Consider the following 23,205-nt stretch of genomic DNA (forward strand, 5'->3'; position numbering starts at 1 on the left):
TTAAGAGAGTACCGACCAAGCTAAATTTTACGGGAGTAAACATGAACGAAACCGAGAAAATTCCTTTTCATGAAAAGCGTAGGCAGCATTTTTTGACGGAGGAAAGATTTAATAAATTTAATGATTATTTTGTGGAAGCTATTCCTGAATATAATAAATGGAAGCTCTCAGATGATTTGGCATTACGATTTTTATCTCGACAACAAGCAGAAACCTACTGGGATTATTTGAAAATTATATATACAGCAGGTAAACCGATAGAGGATTTAATTCCTATTCTAGAAAAATTTTTAGCTTCAGAGGAAGAGATAACCAAATTCTGGCAGCAAAACAAAGTGAAATTAAACGATATCGGCTACTACAGCAGCCCGATGCCGTGGTTTTATGTTGAATACTATCTTACAACGCTGCACCTTATCGCGCTTTGCTACCTCCTGCAACGCGAAGACCTGCTTCCGCGCCTGCTCGAAGTCATCCTTGCCAATGCAGAAGGCGATTTAGAACCTGATTCCACTATTGAAGACTTTTTGGACTACCATTTTAAAAATCGTCCCGATCCGGATTACGTCCAAATGGGTAAACACGCCATTTTATTCGGTGAAGCTATGCGTGGCGAAACCAAAGAAGAACAATTGGAAGAACTCAATGCCTATCTCAAAGACTGGTATCGCAAAATGGTCGGCATGAGCGACCTTGAATACCAGACCCATCTTGAACCCGAGCAGAACGGTTATTGCGGCTACTGGGCTTTCGAAGCCGCCGCCATCGCTTATCTTGACGACTTGGACGATACCGAATTGCGCCAATCTCCTTACTACCCAAAAGATATGGTTGACTGGGCGAGGGAACAGAAGCGAAAACGCGAAGGCAAAGGTAAAGCTGATTAGTTTGGAAAAGGTTAAAGATTAAAAGGTCGTCTGAAACCGAACAGCAGAATTAAGAGAGTACCGACCAAGCTAAATTTTACGGGAGTAAACATGAACGAAGCCGAACAAATCCCTTTTCACAAGAAACGCAGGCAGAATTTTTTGAGTGAGGAAAAATATCAGAAAGAGAAAAATGGATATTTATCTAATTTAAAATTTTGGGATAATAATTGGCAGAAAAGTATTTTAGAATCAAAACATCTATTTCGCTATAAATTTTCCGAAGTATTTGATTATTTGAGAATATGCTATACAGCGGGCGAGTCGATTTCCCTTTTGTCTCCTATGCTGGACAAAATTGTCTCTACATTAGAAGTTTCCACCAAATTCTGGCAGCAAAACAAAGCCGAATTAAACGAAATCGGCTACTACACCAGCCCGATGCCGTGGTTTTATGTTGAATATTATCTTAAGACGTTGCACCTCATCGCGCTGTGCTACCTCCTCCAATGCGAAGACCTGCTCCCGCGCCTGCTCGAAGTCATCCTTGCCAATGCAGAAGATGGGCTTGAGCCTGATTCAACCATTGAAGATTTCTTCTACTACCGCTTCAAAGACCGTCCCGACCCCGATTATGTCCAAATGAACGACCATGCAGTTTTGATTTCGGATGCCATCCGCGAAAAAGATAAGGCTGAAAAACTCGACATTCTCAACGCCTACCTCAAAGACTGGTACCACGAAATGGTCGGCATGAGCAACCTTGAATACCAGTCCCACCTCGACCCAGAACAGAACGGTTATTGCGGTTATTGGGCATTCGAAGCCGCCGCCATCGCTTATCTTGACGATTTGGACGATACCGAATTGCGCCAATCACCTTATTATCCTAAAGATATGATTGATTGGGCGAGGGAACAGAAACGCAAGCGTGAAGGCAAAGGTCAAGCTGATTAGTTTGGAAAAGTTTGAAGATTAGAAGGTCGTCTGAAAATATGTTTTCAGACGACTTTTTTATGAATGGAGTGGTAAATTAAATGCCATTTAAACTATGCCATTTGTTGAAAAGAGTTAAATGTATAGAAAAATAGGAAAATAATGAAGATAATGCTGACGGAATCGTTATACTCAAAAAAGATACGATATTTACCGATATTATAATAAATATCAATAGGATTAAAATATGAATTGCAAAAATATCAACCGTAAAAATAAAGTTATTGTTTTATTTATTGGAATATTATTACTGGCTGGTGGTTATCATCTAACGCAGAAGAAATATCAAATGTATGTGTTTCGGTATTTGGAATATTTAGAATGCGGAGAATACGGAGAAGCTGAATCGCCACTTAAAAAAAAGGTGTGGTTTAGTGCCAAACAATGGCTGTCTGACGAAAAAACGTACCTGAAGATTTCAGATCATGATTTTATTAATAAAAATGGTATTCCTATGCCTGATACTGATTTGTTTATTCAAGAGCTTTATGGGATTTTACTACATAAAAAAATAGTTACTGAACATGAAATGGCATATGAGCGTTTTGTCAGCGAAGTTAAGCCAACCCTATATGGACGCTATTTATTTTCTGAATTTGATCGTGATACATTAAGACCGACTGTACACAAATTTCTCGTCAGCTTTCGTTTGAGCAATAATTCTTATGAAACTGTGCTCATCTGGAAAACAGACAAACAACAATTTAGTACTTTTAATATCTATAATTCAGGTGAATATTTAAAAATATATGGTACATATAATTATCAGAATTATCTGAAAGGGGAGCAGCCTTCTGAAGTCAAATAAAGGTGCGTTATTACTGATGCCGCGTTTTCCGGCTGGAAACGTGGGCGTTGAACACTCTGTTCAAAAGGTCGTCTGAAAATCTGTTTTCAGACGACCTTTTGTCTGCAGCCAAAGCTCAGTCCGTAAACTTGACGATCTTGGCGATCGATACGGATTCTCTTTTTGAACCTTGAATGTACCAAGGAATGAAGGGGATAGGGTTTGTATTAAGAGGGCGAGACCTTTGCAAAATTCCCCAAAATCCCCTAAATTCCCACCAAGGCATTTAGGGGATTTCTCATGAGCACCTTCTTCCAGCAAACCGCACAAGCCATGATCGCCAAACACATCGACCGCTTCCCACTATTGAAGTTGGATCAGGTGATTGATTGGCAGCCGATCGAACAATACCTGAATCGTCAAAGAACCCGTTACCTTAGAGACCACCGAGGGCGTCCCGCCTATCCCCTGTTGTCCATGTTCAAAGCCGTCCTGCTCGGACAATGGCACAGCCTCTCCGATCCCGAACTCGAACACAGCCTCATCACCCGCATCGATTTCAACCTGTTTTGCCGTTTTGACGAACTGAACATCCCCGATTACAGCACCTTATGCCGCTACCGCAACTGGCTGGCGCAAGACGACACCCTGTCCGAATTGCTCAAACTAATTAACTGCCAACTGGCCGAAAAAAACCTAAAAGTAGAGAAGGCATCCGCCGCCGTCGTTGACGCCACCATTATTCAGACCGCCGGCAGCAAACAGCGTCAGGCCATAGAAGTCGACGAGGAAGGACAAGTCAGCGGACAAACCACACCGAGTAAGGACAAAGATGCCCGCTGGACAAAGAAAAACGGCCTCTACAAACTCGGTTACAAACAACATACCCGTACCGATGAGGAAGGCTATATCGAGAAACTGCACATTACCCCCGCCAATACCCATGAGTGCAACCATCTGTCGCCTTTGCTGGAAGGTATAGCCGAAGGCACGACCGTCTATGCCGACAAAGGCTACGACAGTAAGGAAAACCGGCAACATCTGAAAGAGCATCAGTTGTTAGACGGCATTATGCGCAAAGCCCACCGCAATCGTCCGCTGACGGAAGTGCAAACCAAACGCAACCGATATTTGTCGAAGACCCGTTATGTGGTCGAACAAAGCTTCGGTACGCTGCACCGTAAATTCCGCTACGCCCGGGCAGCCTATTTTGGTCTGCTCAAAGTGAGTGCGCAAAGCCATCTAAAGGCGATGTGTTTAAACCTGTTGAAAGCGGCTAACAGGCTAAGTGTGCCTGTTGCCGCCTAAAAGGCGGCTCGTATACCTGATTATGGGGTATCCGGGGAGGATTAAGGGGGTGTTTGGGTAGAATCGGGAGTGATTGGGGCGGAAACAGCCGAAAACCTGTGTTTTGGTTTCGGCTGTTGGGGGGGAGGTGAAGAGGGGTATTTTGCAAAGGTCTCAGGGCTTGAGATCGGTGCCGTGTGTTCAATTGGATCTCTGTGTCTTTCCGATGCTTGCAATCTGAACAAGCGGTCTTATATAGTAGGAGCTACGGTGTTAGCTTCTTTATTTTCAACCCTCAAAGGTTTCTTATTTACATGAATAAAATTATTCTGCCTGCGCTTTGCGCTCTGCTTCTTGCTTCCTGCGGTAACGATACCGACAAAATCGGACGTGCCAGCACGGTTTTTCATATGCTGGGGAAAAATGACCGTATTGAAGTCGAGGGTTTTGACGATCCTGATGTGCAAGGGGTTGCCTGTTATATTTCTTATGCGAAGAAAGGCGGTTTGAAAGAGACGGTGAATTTGGAGGAGGATGCGAGCGATGCTTCCGTGTCGTGCGTGCAGACGGCGGATGTCATCCGTTACAACGAGCAAGCCGTCGTTAAGCCGCGGGAGGTGTTTAAACGCAGCGCGAGTTTGGCGTTTAAGAGCCAGCAGATTATCCGTTATTACGATCCTAAGCGTAAGGCGTTTGCGTATCTGATTTATAGCGACAAAATCGTTCAGGGGTCGCCGAAAAACTCTTTGAGCGCGGTGTCTTGCTTTGGCGGTGCTAAAGCAGATGCGCAGCAAATTGCTGGTGCGGAAGGCAAACAGATTTACGGTGCGTGCGTCGTGGATGCGCCTGTGCCGACCAAATAAAAGACAAGCGATATGAACCTAACCGACCATTTCCTGATTGCCATGCCCGATATGGACGACCCGTTTTTTGAAAATTCGGTGATTTATGTGTGCGAACACAACGAAGAGGGCGCGTTGGGCATCATCATCAACAAACCGTCGCCGATTACGATGGATATGATTTTTGCGGCGTCTGACCGCAATATCCCTTTGCGGATGCAGCACGAACACGTCATGATGGGCGGGCCGGTACAGATTGACCGCGGCTATGTCGTGCATACGCCCGTGGGCAACTGGCAAAACAGTATGATTGTTTCAGACGACATTGCGCTGACGTCTTCGCGCGATGTGATTGAAAACTTATCGCGTGAAGGCGCGGTAGACAAGATTTTAATCAGCATAGGCTATTCGAGCTGGAGCAAAGGACAGCTTGAACGCGAGCTGGCGGACAATGTCTGGCTGACGGTGAAGGCGGACGAGCATATTTTGTTCGATATGCCTTATGAACACCGCTACGCCGCTGCGTTTGCCAAACTGGGCATCCAGCCCGATGCGCTTGTCTGTGGAGCCGGTCATGCATAAGGCACCGGCAGGGACGGTTTTGGCGTTTGATTTCGGCGAGACGCGTATCGGCGTGGCGCAGGGAGATGCGGAGCTTGGTTTGTCGCACCCTTTGGCGACGGTTACCGGCAACAGCAACGATGAGAAATTCAACGCCATCGCCAAGCTGATACGGGAATGGCAGCCCAAGCATTTGGTCGTCGGGCTGCCGACCCACGCCGACGGCACGGAACACGAGTTGACCCGCCTCAGCCGCAAATTTGGCCGCCGCCTGCACGGGCGTTTTAACCTGCCCATATATTGGGTGGATGAACGGATGTCTTCGCTATACGCCGAAAGCCTGCTTGCCGAAGCGCAGGTATTCGGGCGCAAACAGAAGGCGGTACTCGACCAAGTGGCGGCGCAAGCGATTTTGCAGGGCTTTTTCGACGGCGGCGCGGCAGAGTATTTCAACGGCAGGGAAGAAGGTTCGGAAGAATAATTTGTGTGAGATAGTTTGAAAAAAGGTCGTCTGAAAGCTGTATTGACGGGATTGAATCCGTTAACAGGCTTTCAGACGACCTTTTGGCATCAGAACAAGGCTTCAATCCTTAACAGCGCGCCGACGCGGTGTTTTTGGTTTTCCTTGCGGTTGTTGTAGTAGTTGACTTCGGTTTGGGTAAACAGCCAGTTGCGCCAAATCGGTTGGCGGTAGGTGGTAAACGGACCGTAGGTGTTGAGGGCGGCTTTGCGTTTTTCGATATTGCCGCCGGTGTACACGCCGTAGTTGACGTGGCGGTGTTTGCCGAGGTTGTGTTGGCGGAAGAGGCTGTTGCCCCATGTCCAGTCTTCGGTTTTATCGTGTTCGTATTGCAGGTGTGCCTGATTGGCGATAAAGCTTTTTTCGCTGGGGATGTAGCGCGTTTCCCAGTTGGTACGGACATGGTGTTTGCTCTTGATGCCGTAACGGTAGATTTGTTCCAAACTGGTGTCGATGTTGTCGGTCAGTTGCCAATTGCTCGAGCTTTTGGCGCGGGCGTACAGGTCGCTGCCGGAGCGGATACCGATATCGAAGTCGGTATCGGTGCGCTGTTTTGCAAATACTTCAGACCAGCGTACGGCAAGGGAGGCGTTGTTGTCGCGGCTTTGGGATGCGTCGAATATCCTGCCGTTGGTATTGGTACGGTTGCGGTAGGCATTGGCTTCGTGTTTCAACTCGTCGTCCAAAGAGTCGTCACCAAAAATCACATGGACTTTTTTCTCTAAGGTCGGCAGTTTCAGACGACCCCGTACGCGGGGCGTCACGGTAAACTTGTCGTCAGGGTTCCATTCGGTATCAAGCATGACGCGCAGGTTGGCGTCGGCAGGGTGGTCTGGATCGGGTTCGCCAAACCAGTCATCGATGCGGTTGGACCATTTGTCCAAGCGTTTGGAAACGACTTCGTGGCGGTGGTCCACCCAAGTGTCGCCGTCGGCGGGCGGTTCGTCTTTCGCGGCGGCAATCGTCGGGAAGAGGGTGAGCAGGGTGAGTAGGGATAACGTTGTGGTTCGGATAGTCATTGTTTTTCCTTGCTTAATGCATAAAGCTATTATGGACGGTATCTTAGGGATAATGCAAGTCGTCTGAAAAAGGCTGTGATAAAATCTTGCGCGCCCGGTTTGCCGCCGTTCTGTTGTGCAGAAAAGCATTCAAGCGGGCGCATACCAATACATTAAGGAAAACCGAATGAGTATTTTGTCGAAAATTTTTGGGAACAAGCCGTCCGGCGAAACGGTACAAGAGCCGCGCAGACTTTCCGCGCAGGAAAAAAGCGAGGGCGCGGCGCGGGCGATTTATGCGAAAGATAAAGTGTATGTGCCGCTGTCTGCCATGCAGGCGGATGTGTCGGAAGGGACGGGCATCCCTTATATAGGTCGTCTGAAAGACGGGCGGACGGTTTTATATCTGTTTGAAACCTATGAAGCGGCGCGGGCTTTTTCAGACGGGCAGGACGGCGCTTTAGACGGCATCGCTTTGGTCGGTGCGCTGGATAAGGCAGACCAGTTCAATAATTTGAGTAATGTCCTGCGTGTTGCGCACTCGCTGGGCATTCAACTGATGGAATACCGAGGGCAGGACGGCGAACATTTCGAATGCGCGCTTTCGTGGCTGATGCGTGTGAACGGCGCGGATGGCATGGCGGCTTCCCGAGAAAAAATGGAAGCGTTGTCCATCGGTACCAATGCCAAGCTGCCGCTGCAATTTCACCCGATAGCCATTGTCGGTTTTTCCAATCCCTATAAGGTTACACCCGCGCGGGCGGAAGAATTGTTCAAGCAGTTTACAAATGTCGAAGATGACGAATTGCTGAGTTTTTTTGCCGGTAACACGCCGCAAGAGAATGTACTGCTGATCGGATTGGTGGAAAAATATTCGGCGGATTTGGCAAAATCCGTGAAGTATATTGTTTGGAACCAATTGGCAGAGCAGCCGCTTTTTGTCGGGATCAACCGCAAAGACGGCGGGCTTTACGCGCGGGACGGTTATTTATACCTCTTTTACACCGACCGCTTCCAACACATGGGACCTGTCGGCTGCCATCCCGTTTCCGGCAAGGAAGCAGCGTTGGACTTGGTTCGCCGCCACGAACTGAAAGGCATCGCCCTGACCGACGGGCTGCACAATATGGCGAGGTTTGAAAACGACGTGATATTCCAAGACGGGGAATAGCGGCAACCTTCCCGCCGCCGCTTGAAATAAACGGTTTGCCTGAGCCGCATATTTAAAATACAAAGGTCGTCTGAAAAGGGCTGTGATAAAATCTTTGCGTTTTCACTATCCCTTTCAGACGACCTTTTTATGTTGAACCCATCCCGAAAACTCGCCGAACTTGTCCGTATTTTGGAAGAGGGCGGCTATATTTTTGCCGGCGATCCCGTGCAGGCGACGGAGGCGTTGCGTCATGTCGAGGGCGGCGTGGAAGGAAAAATCATCCGCCGCGCGGAGATGATAGACAGAGACCGCCGGCTTCGGCATACCTTGGAACAAGTGCGGGCCGGGTCGTTTTGGCTGTGGATCGTGGCGGCGACAATGATGTTTAGCGGCGGCTTTTCCGGCACTTACCTTCTGATGGACAGCCAAGGGCTGAATTTTTTCCTGATTTTGGCGGGCGTGTTGGGCATGAATACGCTGATGTTGGCGGTATGGTTGGCAACGTTGTTCCTACGCGTGAAAGTGGGGCGGTTTTTCAGCAGTCCCGCGACGTGGTTTCGGGGTAAAGACCCCGTCAATCAGGCGGTGTTCCGGCTGTATGCGGACGAATGGCGGCAGCCTTCGGCGCGTTGGATCGCCGGCGCGACTTCGCACAGTCTATGGCTCTGCACCCTGAGCGGAATGCTGGTGTCGGTATTGCTGCTGCTTTTGGTGCGCCAATATACGTTCAACTGGGAAAGCACGCTGTTGACCAATGCCGCTTCGGTACGCGCGGTGGAGATGCTGGCATGGCTGCCGTCGAAACTCGGTTTTCCTGCGCCCGATGCGCGGGCGGTGGTCGAAGGTCGTCTGAACGGCAACATTGCCGATGCGCGCGCGTGGTCGGGCTTGTTGGTCGGCAGCATTGCCTGCTACGGCATCCTGCCGCGCCTGCTGGCTTGGGCGGTATGCAAAATCTTTTTAAAAACAAGCCAACGCAAGCTGGATTTGGAGAAGCCTTATTATCAGGCGGTCATCCGCCGTTGGCAGAACAAAATCGTCGATGCGGACACGCGTCGGGAAACCGTGTCTGCCGTTTCCCCGAAAATCACCTTAAACGACGCGCCCAAGTGGGCAGTCATGCTGGAAACCGAATGGCACGAAGGCACATGGTTTGCGGGCAGGCTGGCGCAGGAATGGCTGGATAAAGGCGTGGCGGCGAATCGTGAAGAAGTTGCTGCTTTGGAGGCGGAGTTAAAACAGAAACCTGCCCAGCTCCTCATCGGCGTGCGCGCGGAAGCTGTCCCCGACCGCGGCGTGTTGCGGCAGATTGTCCGACTTTCGGAATCGGCGCAGGGCGGGGCGGTGGTACAGCTTTTGACGGAACGGGCGCTTTCAGACGACCTGTCCGAAACATTGGACCACTGGCGCAACGCGTTGGCAGAGTGCGACGTGGCATGGCTGGAACCTGACAAGGCGGCGCAGGAAGGTCGTCTGAAAAACCAATAAACGTACTTGAAATGCCCTGTTAAGCCGCCATCCTGAAAAAGGTCGTCTGAAAATCCATTCTTTCAAAATATGATGAACAACCAACCCCTTACCCTCGCCGTCGTCGGGCACACCAATACCGGCAAAACCTCGCTCCTGCGCACCCTGTTGCGCGACAGCGGGTTCGGCGAAGTCAAAAACGCTCCGTCCACCACGCGCCATGTCGAAGAAGCCGCGATTACCGACGGCGCCGACACGCTGCTGTACCTGTACGATACGCCCGGACTCGAAGATGCCGGCGGCGTTTTGGATTGGCTGGAAACCCATACGGATGCCCGTGCCGACGGCATCGAGCGGCTGCAAAAGTTCCTCGACAGCCACGGCGCGCATCATGATTTCAACCAAGAAGCCAAAGTGCTGCGGCAGCTTTTGCAAAGCGACATGGCGTTGTACGTCATCGACGCGCGCGAACCCGTACTCGACAAATATCGGGATGAATTGACCATCCTTTCATGGTGCGCCAAACCGGTCATGCCCGTGTTCAACTTTACCGGCGGACAGCTTCCTGAAGCGTGGACAACCATGTTGGCGCGTCGCAATCTCCACGTTTTCGCAGGGTTCGACACTGTCGCCTTCGATTTTGAAGGCGAATTGAACCTTTGGAACAAGCTCGCCACCATGCTGCCGCAACACGACATCATCGACCGTCTGACCGCTTCCCGCCGCCGCGAATGGACGCGTCTGGACAAAGAAGCGCGGCACGAAATCGCAGGTTTCCTGCTCGATGTGGCAGCCTTCACGCAGGAAATCGACGAAAACGACGACCCCGCGCCCGTCCTGCAAACCATGCAGGCAGAAATCCGCCAGCTCGAACGACAGATGCAGCAGCGGCTGTTTGCCCTCTACCGCTTCTACCACAGCGAAATCGACGGCGGCGACTGGGTACCCAAAGCCTTCCATCAAGATCCGTTCGACAGCGAGTTGCTCAAACAATACGGCATCCGTACCGGCACGGGCGCAGCAACCGGCGCACTCATCGGCTTGGGGCTGGACATCGCCACGCTCGGCGGTTCGCTCGGCTTGGGTACGGCAATCGGCGGCTTTTTGGGCGGCATCCTGCCCAATACCCGCACCATTTCCGACAAGCTCACCGGCCGCCAAACCCTGCACACCGACCCCGAAACCCTGACCCTGCTCGCCGCCCGCGCCCTCGATTTGCTCCACATCCTGCAAACGCGCGGCCATGCGGCGCAATCGCAAGTCGAGTTGCACAGCCGCAAAGCGCCCTGGACGCCGGACAAACTTCCGTCCGAACTCAACAAAGCGCGCAGCAGGTGGAAATGGTCGTCGCTCAACACCCACCTCCCCGAAACCAGCCGCGCCGAACGCGAGGAATATACGGAAAGTTTGAGTAGGAAATTGGGCGGGTAGGCAGGCGGAGGACAGCTGATTTCCAAACTTCAACAATACGTCAGGACGAAGATGCCCAAACTTTATATGTTCTATCTCGGCGGTAACGCAGGCCGCTCCAATATCGAAGTGCACGACATCCAATTTGCCGTGTGCGACGACTACCGCGAAGCCATTCCCGCGCTCAAAGCCGCATGGTTCGGCGATGCGGACAAAATCCACATTGACGGCTGGCAGGTTGTCGAATGGGTGGACGGTTACGATGTCGATGTATCCGACCACGCCGAGCCGCAGGGGGCGTCTGAAAACGTCCCGCACCTGTATTTCGTCAATGTCGGCGGCTATCGCGCGGGGCAGCTTGCCGAGGCGCACGCTTTCGGACTGTTCGTTGCTGCTACGCCCGCCGAAGCCAAACAAAAAGCCCTGCAAACCCTGTTGACCGACCATATCCAGCAGCATAAAGACAACTTAAAAGACGTGGACAACCTGCTCCGGCTCGACCGCATCGGCAATCACACCATCCGCCTGACCCCGAATCCGCACGGCAAGTCTGCCGAAATCGGCTTTCAGGGCTATTTACCGATTTAAAGTACCCACCATGAAAATTACCAAGATATTCACCTTCGACTCCTCACACATGCTCGACGGGCATGACGGCAAATGCCAAAACCTGCACGGGCATACCTACAAACTCGAAATCACCGTTTCAGACGACCCCGTCAGGGGCGGGCCGAAAGACGGCATGGTGATGGATTTCACCGACCTCAAAGCCATTGTGAAAAAACACATTACCGATCCCTTCGACCACGCGTTTATCTACCATGGCGGCAACGGCCGCGAATGCCAAATCGCCGCGCTCTTGGAGGGCTGGAACATGAAAACCCTGTGCCTGCCCTGCCGCACCACTGCCGAAAATATGGCGGTCGAAATGTACGACCGTTTGAAAAACGCGGGGCTGAAAGTGTGCATCGTGAAATTGTGGGAAACGCCGACATCGAGTGCGGAGTATGAAGGGGAGTAGGGGCGCGGTTTTGCCAGCGAACCAAAATCATCCGTTAAAAAGCAAAAAGGTCGTCTGAAAACCCGATTGCCTATGTTTCAGACGACCTTTCATATCAAACACACCCATTAAAAGGAACACCCATGAAACTCCTTTCCACCCTCTTAGTCCTCCTCGTCGCCGCCGAACATTTCTACATCGCCTGGCTTGAAATGACGCAGATTCCCAGCGAAAAAGCGGCGGAAATGTTCAAGCTGCCTTATGAATTTATGGAACAAAAGCGCGTGCAGACCCTGTTCAGCAACCAAGGGCTGTATAACGGCTTTCTCGGCATCGGGCTGGTGTGGTCTCGGTTTGCCGCGCCGGACAATGCCGTTTACGGCGCGACGATTCTGTTTCTCGGCTTCGTCTTGATTGCCGCCGCATGGGGTGCGTTCTCTTCCGGCAACAAAGGTATACTCGTCAAACAAGGCCTGCCCGCGATGCTGGCGGCGGCAGCGGTGTTGGCGGTATGAAAAAAATCAGCGTTGCCCCCGAAAATCCGCAATACCGCATCGTCGAAATTTTCGAGAGCCTGCAAGGTGAGGGCTGGAACACGGGCATGCCTGCCGTGTTCGTCCGCTTGGGCAAATGCAATCTGGCGTGCGGCTGGTGTGATACCGATTATTTGAAATTCAGTATGATGAGCCTGTCCGACATCTTAGGTCGTCTGAAAACCTACACCGTCCGCAATATCATCATCACCGGTGGCGAACCGACCATACAGCCGCATCTCGATACGCTGCTGGACGCGCTCAAGGCAGAAGGTTATTTCCTCTGTATTGAAACCAACGGACTCAAGCCCGTGCCGCCGCAAATCGACTACGTCGCCACCAGCCCCAAAGCCTGCTACGCCGCCAAATACGAAAAAAGCTGCATCGAAACAGCCGACGAAGTGCGCATCGTTGCCGACGGCGATGTCGTTGCGTTCTGCGAAAACATGGAACGCAAAATCCGCGCCCGTCATTACTACCTTTCGCCCTGTGAACAAAACGGCGTGATGAATATCTACGACACCATCCGCCAAATCGGTATCTTAAACAGCCGCCCCGACGCGCCCGTGCATTGGCAGTTGAGCGTGCAGACGCACAAATGGGCGGGGATAGAGTAGGTTTCAGACGACATATTGATGTAAGGTTGGGGAGTTAAAAGGTCGTCTGAAAAGATAAAAGGGCCGGGTATGGATATCTGGCCCTTTTGATATGGCAAATGCAAAAAATAAAGCCGATACACAGTATAATCGCCTTATTTTGCCTGACTCTATAAAAACATCATGAAACGTTTCTGGAAATACTTGCTTTGGACGCTGGTCATCCTGCTGCTTGTCATAGCGGTCGTCCTCTACATCGTTCCCTATTATCTGAAACAGCGCGAAATCCAAGCCGCGCAGGAGGATTTGGCGCTGCTCTCCATTCAGTCCACCCCGTCACCGTCTTTGAAAAACGGCATAGATGCCTTGTGGCTGCTGGAATTCAGCACGAAAAATGATGCCGACCGTGCCGATTTGATGAAGCGTTTCGGAAGCGACCTCCAAAGCAATAACAACCAAGATATCCTTAAGCAGAATCAGGAATTGCAAGGCAGGCGGCTTATTGTCCCTGAGTACGATGATAAATCATTGGACTGTGGTACAACGGCGCAAGAGTGCTTGGCTGAAGTGCGTGCCGACTTGCCGAAATCGAAAGCTGGGGTGGAAAAATACGCCGAACTGTTAGCCAATGTAGACAGGCTTGCCGACTACGATATTTTTGTTTCAAGAGATTGGCCTAATGATGATTATGGTATTGCTAATAAACCGCTTCCAAAACTGCAATTCGTGACATACGGTAGAAAACCTGCCGCACTTGATTGGGCGGAAGGGCGGGAAGCCGAGGCATGGAAGCGCGTTTGCCGCAACATCAAGACAGGGCGCAGTATGCTGAATAATGATCCTGAGTTGATTTACGCCATGATAGGGAATGCCGTTATCCGAAGGAATACCGACCTTGCCGCGCAAATGCTGTACGAAAAACCCGAGTGGGCAAACCGTCTGCCTGCCGAATGTGATGGGATGTTTGATGTTCTGACAGCAGAGGAACAAAATATTTGTTTGATAGCTCAGGAAGAGTTTCGGTTAAGTGCCAATTCACTACGGCGATGGGAATTTGAACAGCAAAGATTATGGTTCTTACAGAAGTGGTACATGAATGTGAATGGATTTTATGAGTTGCTGACATTAATGAACGGAGAAATACAGTATGCCGACATAATGCTTTCTCTTCTATTGCGTCCTAATGTGGATGCAGAACATACATTAGCCCACATCTCGCCTTACTTCGCTGCCTACTGCAAACCGGAAAAAATGGCTATTTTGAAAAATGACACCAAGGCGAAATGGATGCCTCCGGAAGATATGAACCAAACATTCGCTAAAAAATGGGCGTGTATGGGCAATAGTGTCGGCTGTATCACTTACGCTATTACTCTTCCTGCCTACGACTCCAACGTTCATCGCCTGCAAGATACCGCCATGCAGCAACGCGCATTCCAAGCCGCTTTAGAGTTATACCGACTGCCTGCCGGTAAACGCCGTGCTGCTTTAGAAAGCGTTTTGGCAAAACATTCCAGCCCTTCCCGTAGATTGCGCTGGAATGAAGAACAGAAGGCTTTGGATTTTGAAACCTATCAGCAAAATGCCTCACCGCTGCCACTTAAATTGAATTTGGAAAATTGATACGGGAAGAGCATCATGAAACGTTTCTGGAAATACTTGCTTTGGGCACTGATCATCCTGTTGCTTGTCGTAGCGGTCGTCCTCTACATCGTTCCCTATTATCTGAAACAGCGCGAAATCCAAGCCGCGCAAGCGGATTTGGCGCTGCTTTCCATTCAGTCCACCCCGTCGCCGTCTTTGAAAAACGGCATAGATGCCTTGTGGCTGCTGGAATTCCGCACGAAAAATGATGCCGACCGCGCCGACTTGATGAAGCGTTTCGGTAACGAAATTAGATATCATCAAGATGTCCTCAAGCAGAATCAGGAATTGCAAGGCAGGCGGATTGCTGAATTGAATCTCTATAACGAATCATTGGGGTGTAGCGAAAGGATGGCGGAGTGTCTGAATGCTATCCGCGCAGATTTGCCGAAATACAAAGCCGAAGTGGAAAAAAATGCCGCATTATTGGCAAATATGGATGCGCTTGCCAACTACGATATCTTTGTTCCTAGAGAATGGTTGAGTGACGATGATTCACTTACGATCCCGTTTGCAAAATTTCCATGGGTGGCGGCATATGGCAGCAAAGCCGAAGCCGTTGATTGGGCGACGGGAAAGGAGAACGAAGCATGGCAGCGTGTCTGTCGTAACATTAAAATCGGTCGGAACATGCTGCATCATGCTCCGGGTATGATTTACGTTGAGACGGGTACCGAAGCCATCCGCAGGAATACTGATCTTGCCGCGCAAATGCTGTACGAAAAACCCGAATGGGCAAACCGCCTGCCCGCCGAATGCGATGGAATGTTTGAGCCCTTGACGGCGAAAGAACAAAGTATCTGTTCGGCTATAAGCAGTGAGTTCCGAGTGATCGGCAATGACATGCGTAAAAGGGAAAATGGACCGTTTGATTTAATACAAGGCCAATTTCGCGAGTTGATAAATTCAGGTATGGGGACAGAGGATATCAGATCGATTATCCCCTTAATTCGACCTAATCTCGATTCTGCACACACCCAAGCGCTTTACGCTCCGCATTTTGCTACCTTCTGCAAACCAGAAACCACAGTTACCCTAGATGCTGACAGAAAAATGCAATCGGGGCTGGTGCTGAGACCGGATTCTTTTAAACATAAATGGGCATGTGTCGACAATAGTGTAGGTTGCTTACAGGCAGCAATTATGGTTCCGGATTACGTTGATTACGTCCATGACCTGCAAGATACCGCCATGCAGCAACACGCATTCCAAGCCGCTTTAGAGTTATACCGACTGCCTGCCGGTAAACGCCGTACTGCTTTAGAAAGCGTTTTGGCAAAACATTCCAGTCCTTCCCGTAGATTGCGCTGGAACGAAGAACAGAAGGCTTTGGATTTTGAAATCTATCAGCAAAATGCCTCACCGCTGCCACTGAAATTGAATTTGGAAAATTGATATAACGGTTTTATTTTTCGCATAAATCAGCCAAAGGTCGTCTGAAACTTTTCAGACGACCTTTTTTGCGGCTGTCGGATTTTTTAAAACTGATTGGGTAATCAGAAAACGCCATACTAAATCGTCTGTTATCTGAAACAGTGTAAAATCCAAATTATGCAGAGAGTTGCACATTTTGTTTACAGTATCGTATTTGCCAATAAAGCTTGGGGCAAAAGCTTCAAGTAAGGCTGTTTTAACCTAAAATTAAAGATTTGAAATCATGAGCCACGTTAAATTTCCTTATCATCCGAATATTTATCAACTGGAATTTGGTCCAATTGAGCGCAATCAAGACGGTCTTGTTTGTCAGGTTTGCGGCTGTGTCCCTGATCTTTATTTGGATAGTATGTATGCGACAGAGGAGATTGATTGTCTTTGTTTGGAGTGTGTAGCCAGTGGAGCTGCGGCAGATAAGTTTGATGGTGATTATATTCAAGATGCAGAATCTGAAATGGTCAGCGATCCGGATCGGGTTAAAAACTTTTTCCGTACCACGCCGGGTTATAGCAGCTGGCAGGGGGAATATTGGTTAGCTTGTTGTGATGATTTCTGTAATTTCATTGATCATGTGGGAATGGATGAACTGAACCAGATGCCGGAAAAAGAAGCTATCTTGGCAGATTATGAACTTTCGGATGGATTTGACCGTGATATTTTGGAGGAATGTCTCAGTCGAGATGGCGACATGGCAGGTTATCTTTTTCAATGTCGTCATTGTGGCAAGTATAGACTCCATGTGGATGAAAGTTAGGATTGGATGATAGAAAACTGTCGATTTTGAAACCTATCAGCAAAATGCCTCACCGCTGCCACTTAAGTTGAATTTGGAAAATTGATACAACAGATTTATCTTTCACATAAATCAGCCAAAGGTCGTCTGAAACTTTTCAGACGACCTTTTTTGCGGCTGTCGGATTTGTTTGATTGAGAATGAAAGATGGTCATGCAGATGAAAATGATGTGTCGGGGACTGTGTAAATTATTTGATTCATGCCCGTCAGTTCCCTATACTCCGACCGTTTTATTTCATCCTATTACAGAAATTTGATAAAAATTCTTATTTAATACACAAAAAAGCCGTTTGCTGCCGAATGGTGCAAGGAGGTTTGGAACTCCACTGCCGTTCGGACGGCTAAATAATTAGGAGACACCATGCCATTATCTAAATTTCGTCCGGCGCGTTTGCCGGTTGCTGTTGCTGCGGCACTTTTATCTGCTTACTCCTTAGGTGCAGGGGATGGGGTTGAGCAGGTTGATTTGCCTACCGTCCAAGTACGGGGCGTTGGTAAACAGACAACCTCCAACTACACCATTCCGACTTCTTCCGCCGCCACAGGCATCCGCATGACCCAGCGCGAAACGCCGCAGTCTTTGTCCGTCGTTACCGAAAAACAAATGGACGACCAAGGTTTGGATACCTTGCAGGACGTGTTGAAACAAACACCGGGCGTGTTCCACAGCAAAATGGGCAACAACGTTTCCGGCCACAGCCAATTTATTTCGCGCAGTCAGGCGATTGACAGCATTTCTGTGGACGGCGCGCCCAAATTTCTTTACGACGGTAAAGCCATACGCCGCGGCACCAACAATCTGGACAGCGCATTGTACGAACAAGTCGTCGTCGTGCGCGGCGCGAGCGGTTTGTCCAACGGCGGTATGGGCGAGCCGGGCGGTACGGTTGCTTTGGAACGCAAAAAACCGACTGCCAAGCCAGCCGTCAGCGTGGAAGCCGGTGTCGGTTCTTGGAAACACTACCGCTTCGTCCTTGATGCCAATCATCCTCTGAATGCCGACAATACCTTGCGCGGCCGCGCCATTTTGGTCAGCGACCACGGCGGTGATTACCTGCCGAACACTTCGCGCCACAATCACACTTTCTACGGCATTCTGTCTTACGACCTCACGCCGCAAACCCACTGGCGCCTCGGTACGGAAATACACCGTTTCCGCAATAACGGCAGCTCGCGTTTCAGCTATCTGACCGTAGCGGGAAACCGCAACGACGGATTCAAGCCGTTTGAATCTTCGCCGCGCAAGAACTCGTCCGCACGCTGGGCATACGGCAAAGACAACAGCGCCGAAGTATTCACTTCCCTCAGTCATGAGTTTGCCAACGGCTGGAGGTTGACGGGCGATTACAGCTATCTGACAGGTAAAAGCGACATCGTTTCAGGCATTGCTGGTACATACGAAATCAATCCTGATTACTCTGCGCTTTTCACTTCAGATCGTGACCGCAGCAAATACCGCGACCAAGATTTCTCGCTGACTTTGGACGGCGACTATCCCGCTTTCGGTCGTTCACATGAATTTAATGCAGGTATCAGCTATCAGGGCAACCGAGAAAACCTGTCTTTCTATCAGGAAGGCGAATCGATTATTCCTGATTTGCGCCAATTTGACGGTAATGTTGCACAGCCCGATATGCCGTATTTGCGCGACGGTTTTACCAATATGAAAAACCTGTCGGTTTACGGCTCGACCCGTTTCAAACTGACTGACCGATTCGCCCTGATCGGTGGTGCACGTTTTGTAGACTGGCGATACCGTTACAGCACCAACCGCAACAAATTCGCTTACAGCAGCCACAAACAAAAAGTTTTCATTCCTTATCTGGGTGCAACCCTCGATATTGGTGAAAACTTAACCGCCTACGCGTCGTACACCACCATCTTCCGTCCGCAAGTGCGTTACCTGACCAAAAACGGCGCGGCGCTCGAACCGCAACGCGGCAAAACCTACGAGACCGGTTTGAAAGGCTCATGGTTTGACGGTCGTCTGAATGCTTCTGCGTCCGTCTTTATGAACAAACGCGACCATTTGGGCGTTTATGCGGGTAGATTGCCAAACGGCGAAGAATACTACCGCTCTGCTGATAAAACGACGACCAAGGGCTGGGAGCTTGCCGTCGGCGGACGCTTGAGCGACAGATGGCTACTTAATGCTTCTTATGCACGTTCCAAAATCAAAGACAGCGAAGGCAAGCAACTGCATCCGTCTTATCCCGTTCATTTGTTCAAACTCTTCACGGCGTACGACGTAACCGACCGTTTGAACTTAGGCGCAAACGTCAACTGGCAAAGCCGCAGCCATACGCTGGACGAATATCCCGCAGATATCAATCCGGCTGCTGCCGCTGCATTGACCCAACGCCCATACGCTACGCTGGACTTGACCGCGCATTACAAAATCGGCAAATCCACCCAAATCGGTTTGGACTTTGAAAACGTGTTCAACAAACGCTACCGCACCATGCCCGACATCCACGTTTACGGCACGCCGCGCAGCCTGACCGCTACGTTGAAACACACGTTCTAAAGCAGGCAGAAGAAAAGGTCGTCTGAAAATCTCGATTTGAGGTTTTCAGACGACCTTTTGGTTTGTATGGCGTGTATTGGGGAGAAATTGGGTGGATGGTTTTCTCTAAAACGGCAATGCTATTGGGACGGGGCGCATTCTTGCAGCAGCAGGTTGTCCGTCATGTTGTCAGGCGTTTCTTCCGAGGCTTCATGATGAACCAGAAAACCGCCGTCTTCCTTGTAGAAATCGGTTTCCGTAAAGTTGCCGATTGTCCAAGTGTATTGACCGTCGCTAAAGGCGTTCAAATCTTCGTTGCTCATTTCGGGGCTGAAAGGTGCGACAAATTCGGCACCTTTAAAGCGTACTTGCGCCGCGGCGCCGTCCTCTGTTTTGAAATAGCGGACTGATACGCTGCCGTTGTCTTTGCAGCGGTAGGTTTGCCATTTTGCCTGATCCAAACCGGTCAGATTTTGTGTGGCGGAAGGCGCGGAGGCTGATGCTGCCTCGGAAGCGGCGGCTTGTGCCGGGGCTTGGGAGGCTGCGGCTGCCGACGCATTTGAAGCACCGGATGCGCTGGCTTCTGCCGCTTCGTTGCCGGCGCTGCAGGCGCATAGCAATGCAGTCAATGTGGAACACAAAAGGAGCAAAGGTTTGGAAGACATATTTATCACACCTCAAAGATAATCAAAACCTGACGGATTGGAACGGGAATGCCGGTAAAGGTTCATCCGCTCCTTGTCGGATCGGGCGGTTGGCTGCCCGAAATCCTAAAGCAATTTCGGTCATTCCGCGATTGCCGATATGGCAACGGATTATACCCGTGCGGGGGCGAAGGGGGCATTCTAACAGCGTAAACGGAAGACGGGGTCGCACCTGACTTTGTGGCATGAAATATTGGATAAAAGGTATTTTTGTGGGATGATGGGTGCGAAGTTTGTTATTTTGTTAAGATTGCATTTTCAGACGACCCAATAGGGGATGACAGCCGTCAGAACAAGGCGCAGCGACGCCGTCCGATGAAAGTTATCCACCCTATCTCTTTTCATTTCTTTAATTGATTCCTAACCCGAAAGCAAAACCATGAGCAAAACCGTCCGTTATCTGAAAGATTACCAAACGCCTGCCTACCGCATTCTCGAAACCGACCTGCATTTTGACATTGCCGAACCGCAAACCGTCGTGAAATCCCGTTTGACGGTTGAGCCGCAGAGGGTGGAGGAGCCGCTGGTGTTGGACGGTTCGGCGAAACTCTTGTCCGTCAAAATCAACGGCGTGGCGGCGGATTATGTGTTGGAAGGCGAGACGCTGACGATTGCAGACGTGCCGTCCGAGCGCTTCACCGTTGAAGTGGAAACCGAAATCCTGCCGGCGGAAAACAAATCGCTGATGGGGCTGTATGCTTCCGGCGGCAATCTGTTTACCCAGTGCGAGCCGGAGGGCTTCCGCAAAATCACGTTCTACATCGACCGTCCGGATGTGATGTCCAAGTTCACGACCACCATCGTCGCGGACAAAAAACGCTATCCCGTATTGCTCTCCAACGGCAACAAAATCGACGGCGGCGAGTTTTCAGACGGCCGCCATTGGGTGAAATGGGAAGACCCGTTTGCCAAACCGAGCTATCTGTTTGCTTTGGTCGCGGGCGATTTGGCGGTAACGGAAGACCGTTTCACCACCATGAGCGGCAGAAACGTCAAAATCGAGTTTTACACCACCGAAGCGGACAAGCCCAAGGTCGGCTTTGCCGTGGAATCCTTGAAAAACGCGATGAAATGGGACGAAACGCGCTTCAGTTTGGAATACGACTTGGATATTTTCATGGTCGTCGCCGTGGGCGATTTCAATATGGGCGCGATGGAAAACAAGGGTTTGAACATCTTTAACACCAAGTTCGTCCTCGCCGACAGCCGTACCGCCACCGATACCGATTTCGAAGGCATCGAATCCGTGGTCGGACACGAATATTTCCACAACTGGACGGGCAACCGCGTGACCTGCCGCGACTGGTTCCAGCTTTCGCTGAAAGAAGGGCTGACCGTGTTCCGCGACCAAGAATTTTCCGGCGACCGCGCCAGCCGCGCCGTGCGCCGCATCGAAAACATCCGCCTGCTGCGCCAGCACCAGTTCCCTGAAGACGCAGGCCCGACCGCCCATCCGGTGCGCCCCGCCAGCTATGAGGAGATGAATAATTTCTACACCATGACCGTTTATGAAAAAGGCGCGGAAGTGGTGCGGATGTATCACACCCTGCTCGGTGAAGAGGGCTTTCAGAAAGGCATGAAGCTCTATTTCCAACGCCACGACGGGCAGGCCGTGACCTGCGACGATTTCCGCGCGGCGATGGCGGACGCGAACGGTATCAATCTCGACCAATTCGCCTTGTGGTACAGCCAGGCGGGCACGCCCGTTTTGGAAGCGAAAGGTCGTCTGAAAAACAATATTTTCGAGTTAACCATTAAACAAACCGTGCCGCCCACGCCCGATATGGCGGACAAGCAGCCGATGATGATTCCCGTCAAAATCGGGCTGCTGAACCGCAACGGCGAAGCGGTGGCATTCGATTATCAGGGCAAACGCACGACCGAAGCCGTGTTGCTGCTGACCGAAGCCGAACAGACCTTCCCGCTCGAAGGCGTAACCGAAGCCGTCGTTCCCTCGCTGTTGCGCGGGTTCAGCGCGCCGGTGCATTTGAATTATCCGTACAGCGACGACGACCTGCTGCTCCTGCTTGCCCACGACAGCGATGCCTTCACGCGCTGGGAAGCCGCCCAAACGCTCTACCGCCGCGCCGTCGCCGCTAACCTTGCCGCGCTTTCAGACGGCGTAGAGTTACCGAAACATGAAAAACTGCTTGCCGCCGTCGAAAAAGTCATTTCAGACGACCTCTTAGACAACGCCTTCAAAGCCCTGCTTTTGGGCGTGCCGTCCGAAGCCGAACTGTGGGACGGCGCGGAAAACATCGACCCGCTGCGCTACCATCAGGCGCGCGAAGCCTTGTTGGATACGCTTGCCGTCCACTTCCTGCCGAAATGGCACGAATTGAACCGTCAGGCGGCGAAGCAGGAAAACCAAAGCTACGAGTACAGCCCCGAAACCGCCGGCTGGCGCACGTTGCGCAACGTCTGCCGCGCCTTCGTCCTGCGCGCCGACCCTGCACACATCGAAACCGTTGCCGAAAAATACGGCGAAATGGCGCAAAACATGACCCACGAATGGGGCATCCTGTCCGCCGTCAACGGCAACGAAGGCGATACGCGCAACCGCCTGCTGGCGCAGTTTGCCGACAAGTTTTCAGACGACGCGCTGGTGATGGACAAATATTTTGCCCTCATCGGCTCAAGCCGCCGCAGCGATACCCTGCAACAGGTTCAAACCGCCTTGCAGCATCCGAAATTCAGCCTCGAAAACCCCAACAAAGCCCGTTCGCTCATCGGCAGCTTCAGCCGCAACGTCCCGCATTTCCACGCACAAGACGGCAGCGGCTACCGCTTCATCGCCGACAAAGTCATCGAAATCGACCGCTTCAACCCGCAGGTCGCCGCCCGTCTGGTGCAGGCGTTCAACCTCTGCAACAAGCTCGAGCCGCACCGCAAAAACTTGGTGAAACAAGAATTGCAGCGCATTCGGGCGCAGGAAGGATTGTCGAAAGACGTGGGCGAAATCGTCGGCAAGATTTTGGATTGAGACCGTCTGAAATGGTGATGAAAGTTATTGTAATGTGATAAAAAAGGTCGTCTGAAACTGTCATTTCAGACGACCTTTTGTGATAGACACATATTCTGCTTCGTCATAAAATGCCATCTGTTTA

Annotated in this window: 21 protein-coding genes; 19 read left to right on the forward strand and 2 right to left on the reverse strand. The window is 50.8% G+C overall.

Annotated features, from left to right (window positions below):
- Positions 1-41 precede the first annotated feature (41 nt).
- The 7 genes from H3L95_RS00585 to ruvX all read left to right on the forward strand — a co-directional run bounded on the left by H3L95_RS00585 (position 42) and on the right by ruvX (position 5,820).
- Positions 42-887 (forward strand): PoNe immunity protein domain-containing protein, encoded by an 846-nt coding sequence (locus tag H3L95_RS00585; protein WP_003755148.1) that lies wholly within the window; start codon positions 42-44, stop codon positions 885-887.
- 90 nt (positions 888-977) lie between these two features.
- Positions 978-1,823, forward strand: a complete 846-nt coding sequence (locus H3L95_RS00590) for a PoNe immunity protein domain-containing protein (protein WP_003755150.1) — start codon at positions 978-980, stop codon at positions 1,821-1,823.
- A 226-nt stretch (positions 1,824-2,049) separates the two neighbouring features.
- A complete protein-coding gene (locus H3L95_RS00595; RefSeq protein WP_070869695.1) occupies positions 2,050-2,670 on the forward strand; it encodes a hypothetical protein in 621 nt (206 codons plus the stop codon).
- A gap of 279 nt (positions 2,671-2,949) precedes the next feature.
- Positions 2,950-3,957, forward strand: a complete 1,008-nt coding sequence (locus tag H3L95_RS00600) for an IS5 family transposase (RefSeq protein WP_182096182.1) — start codon at positions 2,950-2,952, stop codon at positions 3,955-3,957.
- 293 nt (positions 3,958-4,250) lie between these two features.
- Positions 4,251-4,799 (forward strand): CreA family protein, encoded by a 549-nt coding sequence (locus H3L95_RS00605; protein ID WP_003757290.1) that lies wholly within the window; start codon positions 4,251-4,253, stop codon positions 4,797-4,799.
- Positions 4,800-4,811: 12 nt separating this feature from the next.
- A complete protein-coding gene (locus H3L95_RS00610) occupies positions 4,812-5,360 on the forward strand; it encodes a YqgE/AlgH family protein (protein WP_003757292.1) in 549 nt (182 codons plus the stop codon).
- Complete coding sequence (gene ruvX / locus H3L95_RS00615) at positions 5,353-5,820, forward strand: Holliday junction resolvase RuvX (RefSeq protein WP_003757294.1); 468 nt, start codon at positions 5,353-5,355, stop codon at positions 5,818-5,820. Before H3L95_RS00610 ends, ruvX begins: the two co-directional genes overlap by 8 nt.
- A gap of 89 nt (positions 5,821-5,909) precedes the next feature.
- On the opposite strand, the gene H3L95_RS00620 is transcribed toward ruvX, so the two are convergent.
- Complete coding sequence (locus tag H3L95_RS00620; protein ID WP_003777258.1) at positions 5,910-6,878, reverse strand: hypothetical protein; 969 nt, start codon at positions 6,876-6,878, stop codon at positions 5,910-5,912.
- 166 nt (positions 6,879-7,044) lie between these two features.
- Between H3L95_RS00620 and H3L95_RS00625 the strand changes: the two genes are divergently transcribed.
- The 11 genes from H3L95_RS00625 (at position 7,045) to H3L95_RS00675 (ending at position 19,415) form a co-directional block, all read left to right on the forward strand.
- Positions 7,045-8,028: a hypothetical protein gene (locus H3L95_RS00625; protein WP_046398802.1), complete on the forward strand. Its 984-nt coding sequence runs from the start codon at positions 7,045-7,047 to the stop codon at positions 8,026-8,028.
- 129 nt (positions 8,029-8,157) lie between these two features.
- The gene (locus H3L95_RS00630; RefSeq protein WP_003757300.1) at positions 8,158-9,498 is read left to right on the forward strand and encodes a DUF2868 domain-containing protein; all 1,341 of its coding nucleotides are present in this window, start codon (positions 8,158-8,160) and stop codon (positions 9,496-9,498) included.
- A gap of 72 nt (positions 9,499-9,570) precedes the next feature.
- A complete protein-coding gene (locus H3L95_RS00635; RefSeq protein WP_128887908.1) occupies positions 9,571-10,908 on the forward strand; it encodes a DUF3482 domain-containing protein in 1,338 nt (445 codons plus the stop codon).
- Positions 10,909-10,959: 51 nt separating this feature from the next.
- Positions 10,960-11,475 (forward strand): DUF1543 domain-containing protein, encoded by a 516-nt coding sequence (locus H3L95_RS00640; protein WP_003757304.1) that lies wholly within the window; start codon positions 10,960-10,962, stop codon positions 11,473-11,475.
- Positions 11,476-11,485: 10 nt separating this feature from the next.
- Positions 11,486-11,908, forward strand: a complete 423-nt coding sequence (queD, locus tag H3L95_RS00645; RefSeq protein ID WP_003757305.1) for a 6-carboxytetrahydropterin synthase QueD — start codon at positions 11,486-11,488, stop codon at positions 11,906-11,908.
- 122 nt (positions 11,909-12,030) lie between these two features.
- Complete coding sequence (locus tag H3L95_RS00650; RefSeq protein ID WP_003757307.1) at positions 12,031-12,402, forward strand: DUF1304 domain-containing protein; 372 nt, start codon at positions 12,031-12,033, stop codon at positions 12,400-12,402.
- Complete coding sequence (locus H3L95_RS00655) at positions 12,399-13,037, forward strand: 7-carboxy-7-deazaguanine synthase QueE (RefSeq protein ID WP_003757309.1); 639 nt, start codon at positions 12,399-12,401, stop codon at positions 13,035-13,037. The genes H3L95_RS00650 and H3L95_RS00655 overlap by 4 nt, the downstream gene beginning before the upstream one ends.
- 162 nt (positions 13,038-13,199) lie before the next feature.
- On the forward strand, positions 13,200-14,639 hold the full coding sequence (locus H3L95_RS00660; protein WP_003757311.1) for a hypothetical protein: 1,440 nt from the start codon (positions 13,200-13,202) through the stop codon (positions 14,637-14,639).
- A gap of 15 nt (positions 14,640-14,654) precedes the next feature.
- The gene (locus tag H3L95_RS00665; protein WP_182096183.1) at positions 14,655-16,055 is read left to right on the forward strand and encodes a hypothetical protein; all 1,401 of its coding nucleotides are present in this window, start codon (positions 14,655-14,657) and stop codon (positions 16,053-16,055) included.
- A gap of 262 nt (positions 16,056-16,317) precedes the next feature.
- Positions 16,318-16,848 (forward strand): CbrC family protein, encoded by a 531-nt coding sequence (locus H3L95_RS00670; RefSeq protein WP_003757316.1) that lies wholly within the window; start codon positions 16,318-16,320, stop codon positions 16,846-16,848.
- 401 nt (positions 16,849-17,249) lie between these two features.
- Entirely contained in the window at positions 17,250-19,415 is a 2,166-nt protein-coding gene (locus H3L95_RS00675; protein WP_003757319.1) for a TonB-dependent siderophore receptor, read from the forward strand.
- A 119-nt stretch (positions 19,416-19,534) separates the two neighbouring features.
- Here the strand turns inward: H3L95_RS00675 and H3L95_RS00680 are convergent, their stop codons facing one another.
- Positions 19,535-20,059 carry an ACP-like domain-containing protein gene (locus H3L95_RS00680; RefSeq protein ID WP_009312241.1) on the reverse strand — a complete coding sequence of 175 codons (525 nt, stop codon included), beginning with the start codon at positions 20,057-20,059 and terminating at the stop codon, positions 19,535-19,537.
- Positions 20,060-20,477: 418 nt separating this feature from the next.
- Here H3L95_RS00680 and pepN point away from each other — a divergent pair, with 418 nt between their 5' ends.
- Entirely contained in the window at positions 20,478-23,081 is a 2,604-nt protein-coding gene (pepN, locus tag H3L95_RS00685) for an aminopeptidase N (protein ID WP_003757331.1), read from the forward strand.
- Positions 23,082-23,205 lie beyond the last annotated feature (124 nt).

This window comes from Neisseria sicca, assembly GCF_014054945.1.
Taxonomy (GTDB): Bacteria; Pseudomonadota; Gammaproteobacteria; order Burkholderiales; family Neisseriaceae; genus Neisseria; species Neisseria sicca.

Excerpts from the sequence above, each read along its gene's own strand:
- H3L95_RS00585 (WP_003755148.1), top strand. The coding sequence starts at position 42 with ATGAACGAAACCGAGAAAATTCCTTTTCATGAAAAGCGTAGGCAGCAT.
- H3L95_RS00590 (WP_003755150.1), top strand. The coding sequence starts at position 978 with ATGAACGAAGCCGAACAAATCCCTTTTCACAAGAAACGCAGGCAGAAT.
- H3L95_RS00595 (WP_070869695.1), top strand. The coding sequence starts at position 2,050 with ATGAATTGCAAAAATATCAACCGTAAAAATAAAGTTATTGTTTTATTT.
- H3L95_RS00600 (WP_182096182.1), top strand. The coding sequence starts at position 2,950 with ATGAGCACCTTCTTCCAGCAAACCGCACAAGCCATGATCGCCAAACAC.
- H3L95_RS00605 (WP_003757290.1), top strand. The coding sequence starts at position 4,251 with ATGAATAAAATTATTCTGCCTGCGCTTTGCGCTCTGCTTCTTGCTTCC.
- H3L95_RS00610 (WP_003757292.1), top strand. The coding sequence starts at position 4,812 with ATGAACCTAACCGACCATTTCCTGATTGCCATGCCCGATATGGACGAC.
- ruvX (WP_003757294.1), top strand. The coding sequence starts at position 5,353 with ATGCATAAGGCACCGGCAGGGACGGTTTTGGCGTTTGATTTCGGCGAG.
- H3L95_RS00620 (WP_003777258.1), bottom strand. The coding sequence starts at position 6,878 with ATGACTATCCGAACCACAACGTTATCCCTACTCACCCTGCTCACCCTC.
- H3L95_RS00625 (WP_046398802.1), top strand. The coding sequence starts at position 7,045 with ATGAGTATTTTGTCGAAAATTTTTGGGAACAAGCCGTCCGGCGAAACG.
- H3L95_RS00630 (WP_003757300.1), top strand. The coding sequence starts at position 8,158 with ATGTTGAACCCATCCCGAAAACTCGCCGAACTTGTCCGTATTTTGGAA.
- H3L95_RS00635 (WP_128887908.1), top strand. The coding sequence starts at position 9,571 with ATGAACAACCAACCCCTTACCCTCGCCGTCGTCGGGCACACCAATACC.
- H3L95_RS00640 (WP_003757304.1), top strand. The coding sequence starts at position 10,960 with ATGCCCAAACTTTATATGTTCTATCTCGGCGGTAACGCAGGCCGCTCC.
- queD (WP_003757305.1), top strand. The coding sequence starts at position 11,486 with ATGAAAATTACCAAGATATTCACCTTCGACTCCTCACACATGCTCGAC.
- H3L95_RS00650 (WP_003757307.1), top strand. The coding sequence starts at position 12,031 with ATGAAACTCCTTTCCACCCTCTTAGTCCTCCTCGTCGCCGCCGAACAT.
- H3L95_RS00655 (WP_003757309.1), top strand. The coding sequence starts at position 12,399 with ATGAAAAAAATCAGCGTTGCCCCCGAAAATCCGCAATACCGCATCGTC.
- H3L95_RS00660 (WP_003757311.1), top strand. The coding sequence starts at position 13,200 with ATGAAACGTTTCTGGAAATACTTGCTTTGGACGCTGGTCATCCTGCTG.
- H3L95_RS00665 (WP_182096183.1), top strand. The coding sequence starts at position 14,655 with ATGAAACGTTTCTGGAAATACTTGCTTTGGGCACTGATCATCCTGTTG.
- H3L95_RS00670 (WP_003757316.1), top strand. The coding sequence starts at position 16,318 with ATGAGCCACGTTAAATTTCCTTATCATCCGAATATTTATCAACTGGAA.
- H3L95_RS00675 (WP_003757319.1), top strand. The coding sequence starts at position 17,250 with ATGCCATTATCTAAATTTCGTCCGGCGCGTTTGCCGGTTGCTGTTGCT.
- H3L95_RS00680 (WP_009312241.1), bottom strand. The coding sequence starts at position 20,059 with ATGTCTTCCAAACCTTTGCTCCTTTTGTGTTCCACATTGACTGCATTG.
- pepN (WP_003757331.1), top strand. The coding sequence starts at position 20,478 with ATGAGCAAAACCGTCCGTTATCTGAAAGATTACCAAACGCCTGCCTAC.